Consider the following 20,267-nt stretch of genomic DNA (forward strand, 5'->3'; position numbering starts at 1 on the left):
TCCGCGCACTGTTTTCTCCTTCTAGAAAGAGCGGTTCAGAAAAGTCGTTTGCTTGGCGACGGCGATCGATGGTGCGCTGAAATTAAATGTCAGCTCCGCCATTGGCTGCTTAAGATCGCGAGTGCAGACTCGATAGGGCAGCCAGCTTGCGCTGTTTTCTGTCAGGTCAATCTGCGCTGGACCGAACAATTCATAAGATCCATCCCCGGAAACGGCAACGTCGACCAACTGTTGCTCGCTCACAAATCCCTCGACCTTTACACGGTAATTGTTGCACACCGTATGGTCATCCAGCCGCATAAACAGCGCGCCACGATCACGCCTTATTTCGATCAGTAAATCCGTGGTGCCGGTGAAGCCATAGAGCACGGCGCTGAAGGCGCCAATCATGACTACGCCGTAGCCGGCAAGGCGGGGGCGAAGGAAACGGCTGTCCTTGCCTTGCAGTTGGGCTTCCGAAGCAAAGCGAATAAGGCCCCTTGGTCGCTCAACCTTGGCCATGACGCTGTCACAGGCATCGATACAGGCAGCGCAATCGATACAGGCGGCCTGCAGCCCATCTCTGATATCGATTCCCACTGGACATACCTGCACGCACAGCCCGCAATCGATACAGTCGCCGCTGGCGGCATCGCCTTTGCGGCGGTTTGCACGGGGCTCGCCCCTGCCAGCGTCGTAGCTGACGGTCTGGGTGTCGGCGTCGAACATGACGCTCTGGAAGCGTGCGTAGGGGCAGGCGTGCAGGCAGATCTTTTCGCGGACCAGCCCGGCGTCGATGTAGGTCAGGGCGGCCATCATCAGCAGCCACCCGGTCACCGCTGGCGACAGCTGTATCTGTATCGCGGCCGCTACGAGCTCGCGAATCGGGACGAAGTAGCCGGTAAAGGTCGTCGCGGTAGCGACGGCGAGCAGTATCCACAACAGGTGCTTGATTACCCGGCGCAGTAGTTTTCTTCCGGTGAGCGGCAGGCCGGCCTCGCGGGCGCGTTTACTGGCCCTGCCTTCGGTGAAATCCTCGATGCGGATAAACAGCCAGGTCCAGATACTTTGCGGGCACGCGAAGCCGCACCAGACCCGCCCCCAGGCAACCGCCAGAAAGAACAGCAGGCAGGCGCCGGCGATCAGCAGACCCGCCAGCAGTGACAGGTCATGCCACGACAGGGCACTGCCAAAGAGGATGATGCGGCGCTGCTCGAATGAAAAGAGCAGCCAGGGTTGGCCGTCGAACTGCACCCAAACCAGGCCGAAGAAAAGGCCCAGCAGCGGCCAGCTCACCAGACGCCGCAGGTTCTGGAAGCGACCGCTCGTGAGCCGCACGTGAAACTTGCCGTCCTTAGCCAAAGTCGGCGTGAAGTCTTCAACAACAGGGATTTTTTCCATTGGCACTTGCTTGCTCGCTGTCTGATGGCGCGCAGACTACCCGTGTGCGGTCGATAGGGTCAGGTATAAAAAAATTAAATATAATAGGTACAGATGGATATTTGGAGGTAGATCAGTGGCAGAGGGGTTTCGTTACCAGCAGCTGGAAGCCTGGCTGTTACAGGGCATTGCGGACCGGCGCTGGCGCCAGGGGGAGCGTCTGCCGTCCATTCGGACTCTGTGCCGGGAGCAGGCTGTTTCGAAAGCGACGGTGCAGCACGCGCTACAACGGCTGGAGGCCCGCGGGCTGGTGGAGGCGCGCCCCAAGGCCGGTTATTTCGTCGCCCCCCAACCGGTCGCGGTACAGCAGCCGCTGGCCAGGGCGCGCATCGAGGCGCCCCGACCGGTCACGGCCAGCGACCTGTTGCTGGATATCATGGGCCGAAGCGCTGCCTTCGATCTGTTGCCCGATCACCAGGGCGGGGAGATCCCGCCCGGGATCGTCGCCCTGAACCGCTCGATCGGCCGCTCGCTGCGGCGGCAGTCCGGCGACGATTTCCAGTACTACGACCAACCAGCCGGTGATAATGGATTGCGGGAGCAACTGGCTCTTCACGTTTCCCGGCGCGGCTGGAAGGTCGATCCGGATCAGCTGTGCGTCACTTCCGGCTGTCAGCATGCGCTGTTCCTGGCGTTGATGGCCTGTTGCCGGCGCGGCGATGTGGTCGCCGTCGAGTCCCCCGGCTTTTACGGTGTGATGCAGCTGATCGAGCAGCTCGACCTGCAGATCGTCGAGGTTCCGGCCTCCAGCGACAAGGGTATGGATATCGATGCGCTGGAAGAGGTGCTGCAACGCTGGGAGGTGACGGCGTGTGTTGTCTCACCGGCATTTGCCACACCCAGCGGCGCAATGATGCCCGACACCGCGAAAAAGCGGCTGTTGGACTTGGCTGAGCAGTACGACCTGGCGGTGATCGAAGACGATATCTACGCCGACACCGCTTTCGAGGCGGTACCGGATCCACTGAAAGCCCTGGACGCGGACAACCGCGTGATTCTCTGCAGCTCTTTCTCCAAGTGCCTTTCCCGCGATCTTCGACTCGGATGGGTTTCGGGCGCGCGCTGGCACGCGCGCATTCTGCATCTCAAGCTGGTGACGCAGTTGGCCAGCAGCCGCTACCTTCAGCAGGGGGTGGCCGATTTCATGGAGGATGGCAGCTTCGCTGCGCACCTGCGCCGTCAGCGCAATCAACTGCGGGAACGACGGGACCGATTGCTGGCGCTGTTGCAGGCCTGGCCCGAGGTGGTCAGGGCGAGCGACCCGCGAGGCGGCCTGGCGGTGTGGGTCGAGTTACCGGAACACGTGGACACCCTGGCCATCTATTCTGACGCGCTGGAGCAGGGCGTGGTGATCACGCCAGGGCCGCTGTTCTCGGCTTCGGGGCAGTTCAGGAACTGTCTGCGCATCAGTTTCGCCCACCCGTGGGAGAAAGCGCGGGTAGGCGCCCTCAATCGTCTGCCGGCGCTGTTGTTCGGCAGCTGAGATCCGGGTCGGCGTATATGTCGGTCTGGCAGTATCGGGCTGGAGAATTACAGTTATAACTGTGGAAGCCGGACCTATCAGTTCGTAAGCTTTTAGCCGTCAAAGCAGCTATCTGACTTTTCCGATCTATTTGCGTATTCGAGCCCGCCGATTTCAGGAGAAAGGTAAATGAAGGCATCTGATTTATTTGTTCGAGCCCTGGAGGCGGAAGGCGTCGAATACGTGTTTGCAATCCCGGGGGAAGAGAACCTTGACCTGCTGGAGTCCCTGCGCGGCTCGAAGATCAAGCTCGTCATTACGCGCCACGAGCAGGCAGCCGGCTTTATGGCCGCTACCTATGGCCGACTCACCGGCAATTCCGGCGTCTGTATGTCGACCCTGGGGCCCGGCGCGACCAACCTGGTGACGGCGGCTGCCTACGCCCAGCTCGGCGGTATGCCGATGGTCATGGTTACCGGGCAGAAGCCGATCAAGAGTTCCAAGCAGGGTCAGTTTCAGATCATCGATATCGTCGACATGATGCAGCCGCTGACCAAGTTCACGAAGACCATCGTCAGCGGCGACAATATTCCCGCGCATATCCGCGAGGCCTTCCGCCAGGCCGAGGAGGAGCGGCCCGGCGCGACGCACCTGGAACTGCCGGAGGATATTGCCCATGAGCATTCCACCATGCCTGTGCTCGAGCCGAGCTATACCCGCAGGCCGATTGCCGAAGAAAAAGCCATTCGGCAGGCGGTTGAAGCTATTTCCGGTGCGCGCAAGCCGCTACTGCTGGTCGGTGCCGGCGCCAATCGCAAGCTGACGGCAAAAATGCTGCGTGAATTTGTCGCCAAGCTCGGCATACCGACGGTTACCACGCAGATGGGTAAAGGCGTTATCGACGAGTCCGGGCCGCATTTTATCGGCAACACGGCCCTGTCCGACGGTGATTTCGTGCACCGTGCCATCGATCAGGCGGACCTGATCATCAATGTCGGCCACGATGTGGTGGAGAAACCGCCTTTCTTCATGCGCCCCGGCGGCCCGGAAGTCGTGCATGTCAATTTCAATTCGGCCCAGGTGGACCCGGTCTACTTTCCGCAGATAGAAGTGGTCGGCGACATCGCCAACAGCCTGTGGCAGCTGAAGGAGCAACTCGAGCCTCAGGAGCACTGGAGCTTTGCCGACGCGCACCGCATACGCGATGCGCTGCAGAAGCACATTCACGAAGGGTGTGGTGACGACAGCTTTCCGATGCGCCCCCAGCGACTGGTGAAGGACGTGCGCGATGTGATGCCGGAGGACGGCATCATTGCGCTCGACAACGGCATGTACAAGATCTGGTTTGCGCGTAACTACCCGGCCTACGCACCCAATACCGTGCTGCTGGATAACGCGCTGGCGACTATGGGAGCAGGCCTGCCATCGGCAATGGCGGCCAAGCTGGTGTACCCGGAACGCAGGGTGGTGGCTGTCTGTGGCGACGGCGGTTTTATGATGAACTCCCAGGAGCTGGAAACTGCCGTGCGCCTGAAACAGGACCTGATCATCCTGGTCTTGCGCGACGACGGCTACGGCATGATCAAGTGGAAGCAGTCGCACATGGATTTCCACGATTTCGGCCTCGACTTCGGCAACCCGGATTTTGTTGCCTATGCGGAATCGTACGGCGCCCGCGGGCACCGGGTCAGTGCTGCTGCCGAGTTGCAACCATTGATCAAGAAGTGCTGTGAGGAGGGCGGTGTACACCTGATCGATGTACCGGTCGATTACAGTGACAACGACCGTATTCTCAACCGGGAAATACGCGAGCTGTCGCGCAAGTTATAGCCCGTTTCCAAACGGCTATGGCCGAGAGTACCGGCCAGCCACAGCGACAATGATGGTCCGCCAGGGAGAAGAAAATCGTGCTTCGAGAAAGCTATCCTTACTATCTCGCCAACGAGGCGGTATTCGCCAACACCGATCTGGAAGTCACGGACAAGTATTCCGGCAGCGTCGCCACGCGGGTGGCCATGGCAGATACCGAAACCATCGACCGGGCCATCGACTGGGCAGTGAAGGCAGAAAAGCCAATGGCCGCCATGCCGCCCTACGAGCGCCAGGCAGTGCTCAATCACTGCGTCAGGCGCTTTCAGGAACGCTACGACGAACTGGCGGAGGCGCTGTGCATCGAAGCGGGCAAGCCGATCAAGGATTCCCGTGGCGAAGTCAGTCGACTGATCGATACATTCCGGGTCGCCGCCGAGGAGTCGGTGCGAATAGATGGCGAAGTCATCAATCTGGAAATTTCCGCGCGCGCCAGGGGCTATCGTGGTTTCGTCAAGCGCGTGCCGATAGGGGCCTGCTCGTTTATCTCGCCTTTCAATTTTCCCCTGAACCTGGCGGCCCACAAGGTGGCACCCGCGATCGCCGCCGGCTGCCCATTTGTGCTCAAACCCGCAAGCCGTACGCCGATCGGCGCGCTGATAATCGCCGAGGTGCTGGCCGAAACCGATCTGCCCAAGGGCGCTTTCTCTGTGCTTCCCTGTCACCGTGAGGGTGCGGATCTCTTTACCGTCGACGATCGCTTCAAGTTACTCAGCTTTACCGGCTCACCGGCGGTGGGTTGGGACCTGAAAGCGCGTGCCGGGCGCAAAAAGGTCGTGCTGGAACTCGGCGGAAATGCGGCCTGTGTGGTGGACGAGGATACCGATCTGGATGACGCGGTGGAGCGCATCATCTTTGGTGCCTTTTACCAGTCCGGCCAGAGCTGTATCGGCGTGCAGCGCATTTACGGCCATGCCGCTATTTATGGCGAACTCAAACGACGGCTCGTCGAGCGCACCCGCGAATTGAAAAAGGGCGATCCAAAACAGGAAGACACCTTCATCGGTCCGATGATATCCGAGGGCGAAGCCACCCGCTTGCACGGTTGGATTCAGGAGGGCGTGGCGAAGGGCGCTACGCTGCTGTGCGGTGGCGACCGCGATGGCGCCATGCTCGAGCCGACGCTGCTGGAAAAGGTACCGAAAGGTTGCGCCGTCGTTGAACAGGAGGCCTTTGGGCCGGTGGCGGTACTGGAACCTTTTGACGATTTCGATGCTGTACTGTCACGGGTCAATGACAGCGTCTTCGGCCTGCAGGCCGGCGTATTTACCCGCGATTTGTACCGGGCGCAGAAGGCCTGGGACGATTTGGAAGTGGGCGGCGTGGTAATCGGTGATGTACCGAGCTGGCGCGTGGACAATATGCCTTATGGCGGTGTGAAGGACTCGGGCCTTGGTCGCGAGGGCGTCCGCTGGGCGATTGCCGACATGACGGAAGAGCGACTGCTGGTTATCCGCACGCCGCAATAGCAGATTGTGGTGGTTTATCCGCTTGGGCGAAGGTGATTCACGTATGCTGGCCGGCGCTTTGCTGGTTCGCAATGCACGAGTTCACCCGCAGGGCCCTGCCGAGACAGGTAAAGTACTCGCTAAAGGCCGCATTGATGCGCTGCCGGTGTTCTCCCGTCGGGTAGAGGCCCATGCGCGCTTCTTCCGTGGCCTTGGTGCCGGCGACGAGAAAGTTGTTGCTGATACTGGCGTCCTGCACAAACGCCTCAAACGCACGGGCGCACAGCTCCGCGGGGTCACTGTAATACACACAGCCGTTGGCTTTGTCAGCCCGGCAGGATATTCGGAAGAGCTCACTCGGATTTCCACCTTCCTCGTCGAGCATAATGCTCTTGAAGCAGTCGAACAGGCGATCATTGAGCGGGTGGGGCACCGGGGTTGCGTCGCGCAGCCAGGCCTCCGACGCGTACATGGTCCCGGATGTATCGCTGAAGGCTTTGTCTGCGAGATAGTGATCGAGTGCGTGAAACCATTCATGCGCGATCGATCCGGGGCCGGCATTTTTCGCCAGGGAAAATGTCCTGCTCGCGGGCTCATAGAACGCCAGCATCCCCGGGCGCCCGCCGATCCCGTACTGAAACGATAGGGTTTCCCGCAGTGAGATCAGTGTCTCCGGCCCCTGCAGTATCGACATCAGGTCGGCTAGGGCATCGTAAAACAGCCCGGCGGCGCGGTCGCGCTCCGCCAGCGTGACCCAGCGGCCGATGCTGATCGACCTGAAGCCAAACTTTCTTCTGACGTCGCTAAAGGTGACCGGGTGCTGATCCCGTTGATTGGGGCCGCGGCGATAAAACTGTCGGGATGACACCATAACCAGGGTTGTATGCGGGAAACTAGTTCGGATGCTGGACTGTATATTAATACAGCTGGATGGCGCAACCGGGTGACACGCCTGGCAGTGGCAGATTCGCTCGGGAGAATTTCGTCAGGTGTTCTGCTCGACTTCCCAGAACTGGCTGAGTCCCGTCGACAGCGCTTCGCCGCTGTTGCAGATTTGTAGTTGCCAGTGGTCGGGGTACAGGGCCCGGTAAAACGGATCGGCGAAACGGTAGTCCGCCAGGATCACCACACCGCGGTCGGCCTCGGTGCGGATGACGCGCCCGGCGGTCTGCAACACCCGGGTCAGGCCGGGGTAGCGATAGGCGATATCGAAGCCGTTGCCGGCGGAATGCGCACCGCCGGAATCGCAGCTCTGCCGCAACAGCTCCTGTTCCTCGTTGACCTGCGGCAGGCCGACACCTACCACTATAGTGCCCACCAACTGTTCACCTACATAATCGACCCCCTCGCCGAACACGCCGCCCATGATGGCAAAACCCAGGCTCTGGTGGCCCACGCTGAAGTGCTCAAGGAAAGCGGCACGCGCGCGGTCGCTGCTGCCGGGTTGCTGCCGGACCAGCGCAATATCCGGAAAACGCTCGACGAAGCATTGCGCCACCTGCTGCAGGAAGCGGTAGGACGGAAAGAACACCAGGTAATTGCCGGGCCGGCTCTGGTAAACGCGGTAGACCATATCCACCAGTGCATCGGTCGCCCGGTGCCTGGCCTGGTAACGGGTATCCACATAGGGGCACAGGTAGACGCCCAGCTGTTCGGACTGGAACGGCGATGGCAGCGCCAGGTAGGGCGCCTGCGCCTCCAGTCCCAGCTGCTCATAGACATAGGCCGCCGGTCGCAGCGTGGCCGAGAATACAATGACAGCGTGAAACTGTCGGTAACTCTGCTGCAGGTAATCGGCCGCGTTCAGGCACAGCAAATTCAGTTCTTGCTCCTGCCAGGCTCCGCTGCGGCTTTCTGCCCTGGTCAGGCAGCGATGCTGTTCTGCCAGTAACTGCTCGATCGTTAAGTAGCGGTAGAGCGCCGACAGCCAGTCCGCGATCACTTCGGGCGGCGATTGGGACTGCTCCCATAACTGGCTGACAACGGCCATTACTTTCTGCGCCGCACGGCTGATTGCGGTCGGGCGGTCGTCCGCGTCTGACAGCGGCGTAACCCAGGTTTCACTGTCCCGGCTCGGCCGTGTCGCCGTGTCGTGTTGCCGGCGCTCCGCGATCCATTTATCGAGCGCCTTTACCAGAGTCAGAATTGCCCGGCGCAATTGCGGATGTGATTCTTTACAGGCCGCCGCCGCGCGACGACTGTCACTGCGACTGAGGGCGGCGCTGTGCATTGCCCGCCCGCGGTCGATCAGGTTGTGGGCTTCGTCTACCAGCAGCGCGCGTCGCTGGCGCTGGTCCTGCAGGGCTGCCATGTGTACCAGTGGATCAAACACATAATTGAAATCGCACACGACCAGGTCGATCCAGGGCAACATCTGCAGCGATAACTCGAACGGGCACAGCTGCAACCGGTCCGCCACCTGTGCCACCACGGCGGGGGTTAACAGGGGTTCGCCGAGCAGTTCGCGGCGCGCTTCGGGCAGGCGATCAAAGAATCCCCGGGTGCGCGGACAGATGCCATCGGCATCGCGGCTGCACAGACCCTGGCGGCAGGCACAGGTCTTGTCTCGCGCCTGGATTTCCAGCACCGAGAGGCGCAGTCCTTGTTCGTGCAGCCGCGTCGCTGTTTCCCGTACCACCTGGCGGCCGGAGTTTTTCGCGGTCAGGTATACGAGTTGCTCTACCTGGGCTTCACCGATGGCTTTGATGGCCGGGAACAGGGTGCTGACGGTCTTGCCGATACCTGTGGGCGCCTCCACCACCAGCTCGCCGCCGTCGCGCAGACAGCGGTAGGCCGCCACCGCCAGTTCCCGCTGACCGGGGCGGTAATCGGGGAATGGGAAGGGCAGCGCGCGGGCTGAATCGCGCACCTGCTGGCGATGCCGCTGCCAGCTTCGGTGCCACTGGATATATTCACTTACCGCCGCACGGGAAAAAGATTCCAGTTCCGCCCAGTCGAATTCGCGCAACTCCGGATACGTCTTTTTTTCCTTGAGGTTGTGCCACAGCATCTGCAGCGCGACACGGTCGTCAGCCGCGGCCGAGCGCTCCGCATCCGTCCGTTGCTGCAGTAGGTAACAGAAGCCGTAGACTTTTAGCTGGGCCCAGTGCAGCTGCCGTGTTGACTCGGGTAATTTATCGGGCGGGCAGTAGGTGGTCTTGATTTCGTCGAGTTGTACCGGCCGGTGCAAATCTGTCTGCGGGTGCAGGATATCCACGCGACCGTTAAGGGTTAGCGTCTGTCCCTCGCACAGCCATTCTACCTCCAACCGGTGCTCGGCCTCGCTGCCCGCCGGGCGCTGCTTCTGCAGTTTCTGGTGCGCGCGAATGCCCTCCTGCGCGGTAGGCCCCGCGGGGCCATCGCCGACCAGATCGCCGCGTCGGCAAGCGAAGGCCACCAGCTCGCCCACCGACAACTGCAGGGTGGGGGGGATGGCAGGTTGGGCTGTCTCTTGACTCTCGACTGTCGTTACCCCGGTTAAGGCTGCTTTGATTCCGCTCATACCGCTTAGGGCTGTTGCCACTCCACGTGCAATACCCGGTGGGGGATCTGGTGTCGGGCGAAATAGGCCAGCCAGCGCTGCTGGTTCTGCTGTAGTCGATCGCCGGGGCCTTTCACTTCTACCAACTCGTAACCGCCTGATGATGGAAACAGGATCAGGTCAGGAAGGCCGTTGCGGTGATGGCCGATGTCGCTGAGCAGTCGCCGGAACAGCCGGTGCCAGTGATCGGCGGGAATGCGCTCGAGCGCCAGTTGCAGCAGCGGCTCCGGCAGGGCCTCCCATGCAACCAGGGGGTTGGCGACGCCGTACTTCTGGCGATAGTGCCGCCATACCCGCCGGGCCAGGTGTTCGACGTCTAATTCGGCTAGGCGCTGTTCGAACGCTACGCGGCGTTGCAGAAAGAAGTCGCCCGTGCGGAAGTCGCTCGGCGCAACCTGAAATGGGTTGAAGAAGGCCCCTGGCACCGGGCTGAACAGGATGTCCCACACGTAGAGCCCGAGCACGCCATTGAACAGCGTGTTTTCCACGTAGAAGCATTGGTGAGGAAATGGATCAGGCTCTGCACTGGGCGACCCTAGTTCCAGATACGCAGCCGCCAACAGTTCCACCCGATCGGGTGCCGGTGGCAGTACCACGGTTTCCGTCGGCGGCTTGCACCGCTCCGGTGGTTGCCAGCCGCCCAATTGTTTGGCCTTTTTCGCTGTACGGTAGCCGAAGCTCTCCGCGAACACCTGCTCGGCTTCATTGTGGGGTGCGGCGAGAATTTCCCCGCACAGCGCCAGCCCCGTGTCGATATCGCCGCGCGTCACGGCAATCCGCGCGCGGCGCTCGCGGGCCGGTGGCCGGGCGCAGGCCCGATAGAGTCGGTCGGCGGCATCCAGGGCCTCCAGCCGTTCCAGCTGCCGGGCCAGCGTCAGGCGCAGGCGGTCCAGGCGCCGGTGCAGGGTGGCATCACCGTCGCTAACCTCGGGCAGCTGCTCCGCCAGCGCCAGTATTTCCTCGGGCCCCGCTTCCAGCGCGCCGTCCAACAGCTCCAGGCAGTCGTAATAGCGCAGGTGCCGGTCGATTTGTGCCCGGCTCTGGAACGGCAGGTTCTTGCGGTCCAGCGGGTAATTTTCGTAGCGGTACATCCCCAGGTCGCGCAGGACATAGTCAGTCAGGTCCTGGTTCAGGTTGCCGAAGAAACACAGCTTGAAGGTCTCGAAGTGCTCGGCCGCCTGAACCGCCAGCAGGGTTTCCCCGGCCGCTAAGGCATTCCGCAGTGCCGGCGCTTCGTCGTGCAGCTCCAGCAGCGCCAGCTCCAGTGCCGGGCGTTTCAGTGCCTTGGGCAGGGGGACGGGGCTGCAGGCCTGTAGCTCCGCCTTGCTGAATAGCGGCAACATTTCCTCAAGCGCCAGGGCGGGGTCGCGCTGCAGCAGGTCCGCCGTTACCAGCTGCTCCGCTGCCAAGGGAAGGTTTTCGATTTCGACATAATTCAACTTGCCCAACCGGAACAGAGCGCCCCTGGAGGATGGTACGCCCTTGCGGGACAGCAGCCGCACATAAAGTCGCTGGCTGTTGAGTTCCAGTGCGCGAAAGTCATGGTAAAAACGCCGCTCGCGATCTGACAGCAGCCCCTCATAGCGGGCGACCACAAAATCCACCAGTGCGCGGAAGTTGCTCAGGTAATAGTCGGGTGCCAGTTCAACGGGTTCGCCCATCGGGTGTCGTCGGGTACTTCAGTCGTCACGGATTGCCTGGGAAGCGGGCTGTCCCGCCAGAGTGCTGTATGGTTATACAGGATGTGGCGCATCCGAACAAACTCTGGTGCAACTGTCGGTCGCCAGGGCGTATCTGCTACCGCGGGACTACGCTATTTCGGCGCCTTAGGCATCCGTAGGGGCTCGTGCACCGATCGTGCGACTGACGCCGGAAAATGGGCGTTTATTCTTACTGCGCTCAACAATAAAGGCGCGGATTCTTCCTATACTCTGGCTGCGTCCGACACAGTGACCGGGACAGAAAATCGCGGTCATGCGCTGCCGGACTCACCAACATAAAGAGCCATCGGAAAATCGCGGCCGTCGCCATTACTAACAGGGAAGTGTTAGCAATCGATCTGTGCGGACCTGGCACTGTCTACAGGCAAGTAATTTATGGTGTTGCCAGCCTATGGCCTTCGCGGCCTGACGTGTTGGCGGTGTCTTATCGGTTACGCCAGACGGATGCAGCTGGGTGCGGACCTGCGGGCCCTTGAGGAGTGACTCATGCTACCGGCAGCAGAAGCCAGGGAAGAGATACAGACCGCCGGCGAGGGTGCCGACGCGCACCCGATAGCCTGCTCGAGCGTCGAGGTGCTGATCGGTGAGGCGGCCCACCGACAGTTGATGGACAGCGCTTTCATTGAGGCGTGGCGGGATCTATACGATGCCTGCCCGTGGGGCACTGCCGGCCAGCGACCCGAATTCGTGCAGACTTGGTGCCGCGTCTACAGGGAACAAGAGGAACCAATCCTGCTGCTGGAGCGGGCCGGTTCGAAGCTGACCGGATGCCTGCCCCTGACTCGTCCCATTGGAGAGGATGCCGATGGGGCTCCACTGCGCCAGGCCGGTTACACCGACTGCGAGTACCAGGTTTGGCTCGCCACTCCCGATAGGGCAGACGCCTTCTTCCCCCGCGCGGTAGCATGCCTGGAGCGAGAGATCGGGCCGCAGACACTGGACCTCGGCCAGTTGCCCCCCGCCATGCCGCGGGGCTGGCTGTCGCGGGACAAGCTGCGATTCCGCTGCCAGCTGGGGCAGACCGAACGCCGCATCGTGCACGTTTCGGATCGCGACGAGGTCGAGCGATACGTGCGCGGCAAGAAGCGCCTGCGCACGACGATGAACAAGCTCAAGCGCAGCGGACAGGTGCGCGTTCGGCGCCTGCGTGAACCCGATGAGATTCTCGCGTTTTTCCCGCGCTTTCAGGCGATGTTCGAGTTCCGCAAGGGCGCCGTTTACAACGTGCTGCCGTTTCGTGACTCGCCGTTGCGCCGCCGCTTCCTGGAAGAGCAGGCGAGGGTGCCGGGCCTGCTTCATGTCACCGTACTCGAGCGCGACGGTGAACTGTTGGCCGCCCATGTGGGCACTGCCGGCAAGCGCGAGTTGTCCGTCGCCGGCATCGTGCATTCCGAATTCGAATCTCACCACTCACCCGGCTCGCTACTGCTGTTAGAACTCACCCGCATCTTGTGTGAGGAAGGTTTCAAAATCCTCGATATGACCCCCGGCGGCGATGCTTACAAGGCCCGCATGTCCAAAATCGTGGAGCCAGTCTTTGAGCTGATCGTCCACCGCAGTATCGCGCACGCGATGGCGGTGCTGGGCAGGCGCAGGCTCAAGGCGATTGGGCGTGCAGCACTGCAGCGATTGCCGGAGTCAGTGCGCGCGCGCTTGTCGGGACTTGGATTCCGATCCCGATCGCAGCCGCTGGCGGAAGATGCCGGCCGGGGGGCGGACGTGGTGTCTGATGTCCATTTTCTGTATCCGCTGGCGCACGACGAAGCGGCAGCGGAAAGCACTATCGAGACAACCGCTTCCTGGGTGCACAATGACATCAGCGCACTACAGGCGGTAGTCGCGGATCGATCTGGCTACTTGGACCTGCTTAAGCGTGCCCATGCGCACGTGTGTGTCGGGGGACAGTTGTTCTGTCGCTATTCAGGCGACAGTGAAAGTGTGGAGGCGATCGCTTTCGTGACCCCGGCCGCTGCGCTGAATGTCCCCTTTCCGTTGCCTGAGGGAGCGCGCCTGATCGTCGAGCTGGACTACCTGGAGGACTGTCCGCGCGCGCTCGCCGACTGGGTGCGGGAACTTTCGCAAGTTGTCGGCCCAACTCCAGAGTCTCCGGTGTTTGTAGCGCTGCGGAGTGCGGTTGCTGCGGAATGCCTACCTGCTGCGGGTAGTGCGTGTATCGCGTGAACCTATTTTCCTTATTAGTACGACGTTGATGCATTCAGACCGGATGAAATATTAAACATCTGTTCCATTTTTGTTCAAACAGCCAGAGGATTTGACAATGGCATTACGCATAAATGACCAAGCACCGAACTTCCAGGCAGACACCACCCAGGGAAAAATCGATTTCCATGAGTGGATTGGCGATGGCTGGGCGGTATTGTTTTCACACCCCAAAGATTTCACGCCGGTTTGTACGACGGAACTGGGCTATATGGCCAAGATCCAGCCGGAATTTGAGAAGCGGAATACAAAAATCATTGGGTTGAGTATTGATTCATCTGGCGATCACGAAAAGTGGCTCAAGGATGTCGAAGAAGTTGGCGGTGCAGCGGTTAATTATCCAGTCATAGCGGATACAAACCTGGAAGTGGCCAAGCTATACAATATGTTCCCTGCGGACGAAACGGGCACTGCCGAAGGCCGTACCGCGGCGACAAATGCAACTGTGCGTTCGGTGTTCGTGATTGGCCCGGATAAAAATATAAAGCTTATGATGACCTACCCAATGACGACGGGCCGAAATTTTGATGAGATCCTTCGCGCGATTGATTCAATGCAGCTTACTGCCAAGCACCAGGTGGCCACCCCGGTAAACTGGAAGCAAGGTGAAGAGGTCATTATCGTGCCTACAGTAACCGATGAAGAGGCAAAGAAAATCTATCCCGATGGTTGGAAGACTGTAAAACCTTACCTCAGAAAGGTTAAACAGCCAGTCTGAAGGGCCACTTGGACTTTCTCGGGACAAATCTGACAACGCATCCTTAACGGAAGGAGGGTGCCGGTTTTGATGAGGTTTCCTGGCCGGTGCCCCAGAAAAAATGCAGCCATCATTCAAGTCGGCCCCTAGCCGGCGCCTGTCTCCGGCTCTTGGGAATCTCGCCACGAACACTTCGAATACTCTGCTTTAAAACAATTGGATTGAGCCCATACGCCAAATAGGCGCCAGGCGTATTTGGACTTCGATATTCGCTACTCCACAGCCAAAAACGGGAACAAAGGGTACAGAGAGAGCCTGTGCGCCTTTACCCTTACCTTTACCTCTGCTTCTCGCTTTCGCGATTGATCGTATAGCCGCTTGCGCGTCCTCGCCAGGGCTGCACAAGCATCCGGTCCAACCAAAGGTCACGCCGGGTACGGAACTGTTTGATTCCAATGGTCATGCCTTGGTGGCCGTCCCTCGGCTGTGCGCGATAGGTTCCCAGCAGGCGATCCCACCAGGGCAGATTGAAGCCAAAGTTGCTATTGGTTTCAGAGGGGTGCACCGAGTGGTGAACGCGGTGCATATCCGGTGTAACCACAAGCCAGCGCAGCACCCGGTCTGTGCCGGGCGGAATGCGGATATTGCTGTGATTGAACATTGTGGTGCCGTTCAAGAGGATTTCGAACGCGAGCACCGCGATGGCAGGCGGACCGAGCGCCAAGATCAGGGCCAGTTTGATTCCCATCGACAAAAGCACCTCGATCGGGTGAAAGCGCAGCCCGGTGGTCACGTCAAACTCCAGATCTGCGTGATGCATACGGTGCAGGCGCCAAAGGACCGGCACCGCATGGAACATCACATGCTGCAGGTAGATTGCGAAATCAAGAATGAGCAGGGAAGCTGTAACCGCGAGCCACCGGGGGGCCGCGACGATATTGAACAACCCCCAGCCGCGCTCCTCAGCCACGAGCGCAAGCCCCACAGGAATAAGTGGGATTGCCAAACGAAGAATTGCCGTATTGGCGACGACGATACCGAGATTGTTGGGCCAGCGGAGGAGGCGGGGAATTTCTTGGTTACGTCGCGGCTTCATTGCCTCCCAGGTAGCCATAACGGCGAAGACGCCCAGGAAGAAGGCGAGGCGGATAGCCGGCTCATAGATTAACAGCGTCTCTTTCATATGATCGACAAGGCAAATACCGTCACCGTTGACCAGCTAAGTTTTACGATGGGCCACCCGGTCAAAGATTGTGGAGAGCCGCGCATGCCTCTAATCCCATACATGGATCTCCACGGAATAGTTACACGCCCTAACATCCGGCAACCTATTGATTTTAAGCTAATCAGTAGTCCCCGGTTTCAACTAAAGAGGCAGATACGGTTACTTACTGGCGTGGATTAGCGCCTCTAGACACTGTTCAAGCAATACAGGAGAGGCGGTGGATCCAGTGCAATCCTACTCGCCACGCCTTTATCAGGGCCGTCGGAGTGGATATGCAGAGTCTCAACCTATGGTGGCCGCTGCTCAAGAGGGAGATAGGGTAGTAACTCATGCGTTATATCTAGCACAGTTAGGTTGTCAAAAGTCTGTGAATAAGGCGGCTATTACATCGGGATTTCTTCTTTTGGTTTTCTTCCTTCTTCCTGACGTCAAAGGTGATTTATGGGGATTATCGGCAATAAGTGCTATCCAAGAGGGCTATCTGGCACTTTGGGGCACAATTGCAAGATATAAGGCGTAATGCGAACATATGTCTAGCTACAGGGTCATTGATGGAACGAGTTTCTGATTATTCGATTATATAACCCATTGATATGAGTTTATCACTCCCCCATCTTTCACTCCCTATAGGCTTGGTTCTGGAATTCTAGGCAAGGATTCTGAAATATCCTGATAACGGTAGGAACCTCCCCCCATGCAAAATGCAATGGCTCGAAAGGATCTTATTGATCTCGCTGAGACCCGGAATGTCGAGGAAGCAGTGGGACGGCCAAGGACGGCAGCAAACGCAGTTTTCTGAAGGATCGTGAAGGCGCATTAACTGAGAGGTTTCTACCATGTTAAAGCGTATTGTTTTCGCAGTCGCGATGGTTTTTGTTACCGCACTGGCATTTAGCAGCCCTGTTGTGCCTGAGCCGGCCCTGGAATCAGAGTTCTACACCAGTAATCTGTAAAGCCGATCGGTTTTGTCTCATGCTGTGGTTCGGATACACGGTCGGCAATGCGGCATTCTATTATTCAGATGTGGTGCCATAGTAAATTTTTCAGGCGTACCCCCGCTTCGCCAACAAAGTGCAGTTTCTACTTCGGGGGGCGCAAAACCAGGCGCGCAATTATGCTGGATCGGATCCTGATCGGCCGGTGCGATCGATAGCAATGCTCAGAAACACGGATCAGCGATACGGCGCCGTCGCCATTGTGCTTCATTGGCTCATGGCGGTCTTGCTCATTGCGCTGATCGTGCAGGGCCTCTACATGACCGGCCTGCCCGACGTCGGGTTCAACAAGCAAAAAATCCTGCATATTTTAGCTCACAAGGAATACGGCATGCTGGCCCTGGGGCTGGCGGCGATACGACTTGCTTGGCGTCTTGGCAATGTGCTACCGGTTCTGGTCGAAAATCTTCCCGACTGGCAGAAGGTGGCTGCGCGGTTCGTCCATCTCTCTTTTTACGGCTTGATGTTCGCCCTGCCGATCAGCGGATGGCTGATGTCTTCCGCCGTGGGTATCCCGGTGTACGTCTTCGGGTACAGGCTGCCGGATTTGATCGCACACGATGAGCGCCTGTTTCAGCTGTTCATCGACCTTCACAAGTGGCTGAGTTATGCATTGATCGGCCTTATCATCGTGCACGCCGGAGCGGCGTTAAGGCACCATTTCTTTGGCCGGGATGACACCTTGAAGAAAATTCTACCTGCCGAGCGTGCTTAACCTGCACTCACTGCACCGTCTCAAGCGCAAATCCGGCCACCTGCTGCAGGGCCTTCGCAGTGGCATCGTTCGCCGCCACGACTCCGGCGTAAGGCGTATTCTGCAACATGGGTTCGCGAAGCGATATCGCCCTGGTGGCGATGATGCGTTTCGATGCGCCATCGGTGATCTGCACCCGCAGGGAAAGACGCAGGGTTGCCGGATCCGAGGTGAAGTCCTGCGTGAGCTCGAGAATCTCCGTCCGCAGCGCATAACTGTATGGGCCGAAGTAGGGCGGCGTGATTACTGCGCCAAAGTAATGGGTACTCTCCATCGTCTGCACCAGTAAGGGCAGGAGCATCTCTCGAGGCGATGCACCCCATTCGTACTGACTGAAATAGTCGACCTGGTACGGCCGGACCCTGTAGGCCATTCGCACGGTGTCGTAGACGGGGTTGATGGAAGGCGGTAGCACCACTAGTGTCGCCGCACGGGTATCCCGCTGGGGGATGGCGAGCGGCAGTTTGTCTATCACTCCCACCCGGATTTCATTGTCCACCGGAGCGAACAGTGTGCAGCTGGAAATCAGCGCTGCGGAGAGGGCGGCGAGGAGGAATCTGACTAACCTATCGTGGCCGCTTGCTCTCACTTTGTTTCGCCAGGACCGAGAGGTGGAGGGGTACTGCCGCGGACGAGGATTGATGGATCGCGATTGATCTTGACCGTAAAGCGGTCCATCGAGTTGGCCAGCTTATTCAGGTTGGCCATCGTCCGATATGCCTCCGGCAGGACCTGGAGCTGAAGTGCATTGATAGTTTGGCTACTCGATTCCAGTAGGGGGCCGAGTTGGCCGCTCGCTCGCTCGGTGTTCGCTATGATCGAGCTTAAATGCTCTTGTTTCTGGGCGAGCATGCGGCTGACACGCTCCAGCCCCTTCATGGTGTTGTTGCTCGAATCCAGCAGCGGCCCGAGTCGCTCGCTCGCCTGTCCGGTGTTCGCGATGATCGCGCTGAGGCTCTCCTGGTTCTCGGCGAGCATGCGGCTGACCTGCTGCAAATTGTCTACTGCATTCCTGAGGGACGCGATGGTCTTATCGTCCAGCAGTGCGCGCGCCATTTCCGTCAGCACCTGCACATTCTGATTGACCTGCATGATCGCCGTGTCCAGGCTCACGTAGCGGGACGGCGTGCTCGGAATCCGCGGATAGCGCTCTCCCCTAGCGGCCGTAAGCGCGTGCTCGTCCGTCCCGGTATCTTCCAGCAGGATGTATACGTAGCCGGTGAACCCCCGGGTGGCGAGACCGCGGGCGGTGATAGTGGCGACAGTCGCCCTTGTGATAGGTGCGTCTTTCTCGACATCCAGCAGAATGCGGACGGTGCGGGGGCCGGTGAGCTCAACCTGGTTAACCGTTCCGACATCCACCCCATGGAATTCGACGGGAGCACCGGGAATCAGCCCGGATACGGAATCCTGCGTAACAATCTGGTAGGTCGTGAAGCGGCCAGATACCAGGCTGTGCCAGATCAACCACACTGCGAGACCGAGCAGCACCGTGCCCGCAAATGCCAATCTTGCCCGGTTCTCTATGCTGAAGTTCATCGAGCGTTTCTCCGCCGGTGAAGCTGGTCCTAAATTTAGTCGGTCCAAGTTTAGATCATTACGCAGCCGAATAAATGGATATGCCGACAGCAGGGGCCTGTTCGATGAGGGGATCAGATGGGGATTCCGGGATCTATTCTCCCTCTATTACGCTATTTCAGCCAGTAAGGTGGCCACCCATTTTATGGTAAGCACCACAGGGCGACAGCACGGAAACCGGGCGCTCACATGAAGAAGCTCACGCTGATACGACACGCGAAATCCAGCTGGGACAATCCCTCCCTGGATGATTTCGGCCGCCCGCTCAACAAGCGCGGCATAAGAGACCTGCCGGCCATGGCGCAGAGAGTGCGCGACTCCGGCCTGGTGCCGGACCGGCTGTTGACGAGTGGCGCGGTCCGGGCGCTCACCACTGCAGAAGCCTTGGTCGTTTCGCTGGAGCTGAACAGCGACCAGGTGCTGGTGCAGCCGGAACTTTACGCGGCCAGCCACCAGTCTCTTCTGCGCCATCTGCAGTTGCAGGATGACCACTGGCATCACTTGATGGTAGTGGGGCACAACCCGGGGCTCGAAAACCTCGGTTACTACCTGACCCACGAAAGGCTGCCCAAGTTTCCCACCGCCGCGGTCCTGCATATATGCCTGAAGATTCCTCACTGGTGTGAGCTGGCCGAATCCTCCGGGACTGTCGAGCTGTTCGACTACCCGAAACTGCACAGATAGCCCCTATTTTCGCCAGAATTCCAAAGGCAGAGTATTGCCTGCACCGTTAGTCGGCGCTCGAAAAATAGGCTGTAAATTGTGCCGCGTCGACTTCCAGTGTGAATTTCATCGATGTCGCGCGCACTGGGCGCCGAGGGGCGCACGCCACTCCGAAAAAAGCGGGGGGGCGGTCGGCCGGGCAGGAAGCGCTCACACATAAATATTTATGTGTGTCGAGGACATAAATAATTATGTGCCAATTACATAAGCATTTATGTGCGGCTTGCGCGATCATTATTGGGTGCGCCGCGCCATAAATAATTATGTGTGCATCAGAAATACTTCTGTATAGTCCACATAAACAGTTATGTGCAGCTCGCACAGGTAATCATGTGAGGATGGCGTGGCATCAGTAATTATCGACGGCAAGAACGCGGACTCCACTCGAGTCTCGATCAGCTTGGATGAATTTTTGTGGAAGTTGGTTTCGGCAGACTTCAAGTCCGAGGCCGACGCGCGCAGCTGGATTCGAAGCTACATCTCTACGCTGCACACCACCAAAGGGCTGACCGCGATCGTTCGCGATCACTGCCTGCATCGTATCGTAAAGCCCTCACTGATTCGTCGCATTCAGGGTTTGGATGCGCAGATGGATATAGAGGAGGCATAACTATT

At 59.2% G+C, this 20,267-nt stretch carries 16 protein-coding genes; 9 read left to right on the plus strand and 7 right to left on the minus strand.

The window, feature by feature from the left end:
• Window positions 1-21: 21 nt before the first annotated feature.
• Complete coding sequence (ccoG, locus tag BUC36_RS01160) at window positions 22-1,380, minus strand: cytochrome c oxidase accessory protein CcoG (RefSeq protein ID WP_073270640.1); 1,359 nt, start codon at window positions 1,378-1,380, stop codon at window positions 22-24.
• A 115-nt stretch (window positions 1,381-1,495) separates the two neighbouring features.
• Here ccoG and BUC36_RS01165 point away from each other — a divergent pair, with 115 nt between their 5' ends.
• From BUC36_RS01165 to BUC36_RS01175, 3 genes are all read left to right on the plus strand, one after another.
• On the plus strand, window positions 1,496-2,902 hold the full coding sequence (locus BUC36_RS01165) for an aminotransferase-like domain-containing protein (RefSeq protein WP_084535436.1): 1,407 nt from the start codon (window positions 1,496-1,498) through the stop codon (window positions 2,900-2,902).
• Between the two features lie 168 nt (window positions 2,903-3,070).
• On the plus strand, window positions 3,071-4,711 hold the full coding sequence (locus tag BUC36_RS01170) for an acetolactate synthase large subunit (RefSeq protein ID WP_073270644.1): 1,641 nt from the start codon (window positions 3,071-3,073) through the stop codon (window positions 4,709-4,711).
• A gap of 77 nt (window positions 4,712-4,788) precedes the next feature.
• Window positions 4,789-6,219, plus strand: coding sequence for an aldehyde dehydrogenase family protein (locus tag BUC36_RS01175; protein WP_073270645.1), 1,431 nt, complete (start codon window positions 4,789-4,791; stop codon window positions 6,217-6,219).
• 37 nt (window positions 6,220-6,256) lie between these two features.
• Here BUC36_RS01175 and BUC36_RS01180 read toward each other — a convergent pair whose 3' ends face one another.
• The 3 genes from BUC36_RS01180 to BUC36_RS01190 form a co-directional block, all read right to left on the minus strand.
• Window positions 6,257-7,069: a CLCA_X family protein gene (locus tag BUC36_RS01180; RefSeq protein WP_073270647.1), complete on the minus strand. Its 813-nt coding sequence runs from the start codon at window positions 7,067-7,069 to the stop codon at window positions 6,257-6,259.
• Between the two features lie 114 nt (window positions 7,070-7,183).
• Entirely contained in the window at window positions 7,184-9,700 is a 2,517-nt protein-coding gene (locus BUC36_RS01185) for an ATP-dependent DNA helicase (protein WP_073270649.1), read from the minus strand.
• Window positions 9,701-9,705: 5 nt separating this feature from the next.
• Window positions 9,706-11,400, minus strand: coding sequence for a VRR-NUC domain-containing protein (locus BUC36_RS01190; RefSeq protein ID WP_073270651.1), 1,695 nt, complete (start codon window positions 11,398-11,400; stop codon window positions 9,706-9,708).
• A gap of 546 nt (window positions 11,401-11,946) precedes the next feature.
• On the opposite strand from BUC36_RS01190, the gene BUC36_RS01195 reads away from it, so the two are divergent.
• A complete protein-coding gene (locus tag BUC36_RS01195; protein WP_073270653.1) occupies window positions 11,947-13,641 on the plus strand; it encodes a GNAT family N-acetyltransferase in 1,695 nt (564 codons plus the stop codon).
• A 97-nt stretch (window positions 13,642-13,738) separates the two neighbouring features.
• The gene (locus BUC36_RS01200) at window positions 13,739-14,398 is read left to right on the plus strand and encodes a peroxiredoxin (RefSeq protein ID WP_073274394.1); all 660 of its coding nucleotides are present in this window, start codon (window positions 13,739-13,741) and stop codon (window positions 14,396-14,398) included.
• Between the two features lie 316 nt (window positions 14,399-14,714).
• Here BUC36_RS01200 and BUC36_RS01205 read toward each other — a convergent pair whose 3' ends face one another.
• Window positions 14,715-15,560: a sterol desaturase family protein gene (locus tag BUC36_RS01205; RefSeq protein WP_073270655.1), complete on the minus strand. Its 846-nt coding sequence runs from the start codon at window positions 15,558-15,560 to the stop codon at window positions 14,715-14,717.
• 259 nt (window positions 15,561-15,819) lie between these two features.
• On the opposite strand from BUC36_RS01205, the gene BUC36_RS18670 reads away from it, so the two are divergent.
• Complete coding sequence (locus BUC36_RS18670) at window positions 15,820-16,122, plus strand: hypothetical protein (RefSeq protein ID WP_143186842.1); 303 nt, start codon at window positions 15,820-15,822, stop codon at window positions 16,120-16,122.
• 635 nt (window positions 16,123-16,757) lie between these two features.
• Complete coding sequence (locus BUC36_RS01215; RefSeq protein WP_073270658.1) at window positions 16,758-17,312, plus strand: cytochrome b; 555 nt, start codon at window positions 16,758-16,760, stop codon at window positions 17,310-17,312.
• Window positions 17,313-17,319: 7 nt separating this feature from the next.
• Here the strand turns inward: BUC36_RS01215 and BUC36_RS01220 are convergent, their stop codons facing one another.
• Window positions 17,320-17,940 (minus strand): ABC-type transport auxiliary lipoprotein family protein, encoded by a 621-nt coding sequence (locus BUC36_RS01220; RefSeq protein WP_159435960.1) that lies wholly within the window; start codon window positions 17,938-17,940, stop codon window positions 17,320-17,322.
• On the minus strand, window positions 17,937-18,890 hold the full coding sequence (locus BUC36_RS01225) for an MlaD family protein (RefSeq protein ID WP_073270661.1): 954 nt from the start codon (window positions 18,888-18,890) through the stop codon (window positions 17,937-17,939). The genes BUC36_RS01220 and BUC36_RS01225 overlap by 4 nt, the downstream gene beginning before the upstream one ends.
• 228 nt (window positions 18,891-19,118) lie before the next feature.
• Here BUC36_RS01225 and BUC36_RS01230 point away from each other — a divergent pair, with 228 nt between their 5' ends.
• A complete protein-coding gene (locus BUC36_RS01230; RefSeq protein WP_073270663.1) occupies window positions 19,119-19,613 on the plus strand; it encodes a SixA phosphatase family protein in 495 nt (164 codons plus the stop codon).
• 382 nt (window positions 19,614-19,995) lie between these two features.
• On the plus strand, window positions 19,996-20,262 hold the full coding sequence (locus tag BUC36_RS01235) for a hypothetical protein (protein WP_073270664.1): 267 nt from the start codon (window positions 19,996-19,998) through the stop codon (window positions 20,260-20,262).
• Window positions 20,263-20,267 lie beyond the last annotated feature (5 nt).

The sequence above is a fragment of the Microbulbifer donghaiensis genome (genome assembly GCF_900129095.1).
Classification (GTDB): Bacteria; Pseudomonadota; Gammaproteobacteria; order Pseudomonadales; family Cellvibrionaceae; genus Microbulbifer; species Microbulbifer donghaiensis.

Coding starts and splice junctions, on each gene's coding strand:
- BUC36_RS01200 (WP_073274394.1), top strand. CDS start 13,739: ATGGCATTACGCATAAATGACCAAGCACCGAACTTCCAGGCAGACACC.
- BUC36_RS01185 (WP_073270649.1), bottom strand. CDS start 9,700: ATGAGCGGAATCAAAGCAGCCTTAACCGGGGTAACGACAGTCGAGAGT.
- BUC36_RS01195 (WP_073270653.1), top strand. CDS start 11,947: ATGCTACCGGCAGCAGAAGCCAGGGAAGAGATACAGACCGCCGGCGAG.
- BUC36_RS01225 (WP_073270661.1), bottom strand. CDS start 18,890: ATGAACTTCAGCATAGAGAACCGGGCAAGATTGGCATTTGCGGGCACG.
- BUC36_RS01215 (WP_073270658.1), top strand. CDS start 16,758: ATGCTCAGAAACACGGATCAGCGATACGGCGCCGTCGCCATTGTGCTT.
- BUC36_RS01205 (WP_073270655.1), bottom strand. CDS start 15,560: ATGAAAGAGACGCTGTTAATCTATGAGCCGGCTATCCGCCTCGCCTTC.
- BUC36_RS01190 (WP_073270651.1), bottom strand. CDS start 11,400: ATGGGCGAACCCGTTGAACTGGCACCCGACTATTACCTGAGCAACTTC.
- ccoG (WP_073270640.1), bottom strand. CDS start 1,380: ATGGAAAAAATCCCTGTTGTTGAAGACTTCACGCCGACTTTGGCTAAG.
- BUC36_RS01230 (WP_073270663.1), top strand. CDS start 19,119: ATGAAGAAGCTCACGCTGATACGACACGCGAAATCCAGCTGGGACAAT.
- BUC36_RS01170 (WP_073270644.1), top strand. CDS start 3,071: ATGAAGGCATCTGATTTATTTGTTCGAGCCCTGGAGGCGGAAGGCGTC.
- BUC36_RS01180 (WP_073270647.1), bottom strand. CDS start 7,069: ATGGTGTCATCCCGACAGTTTTATCGCCGCGGCCCCAATCAACGGGAT.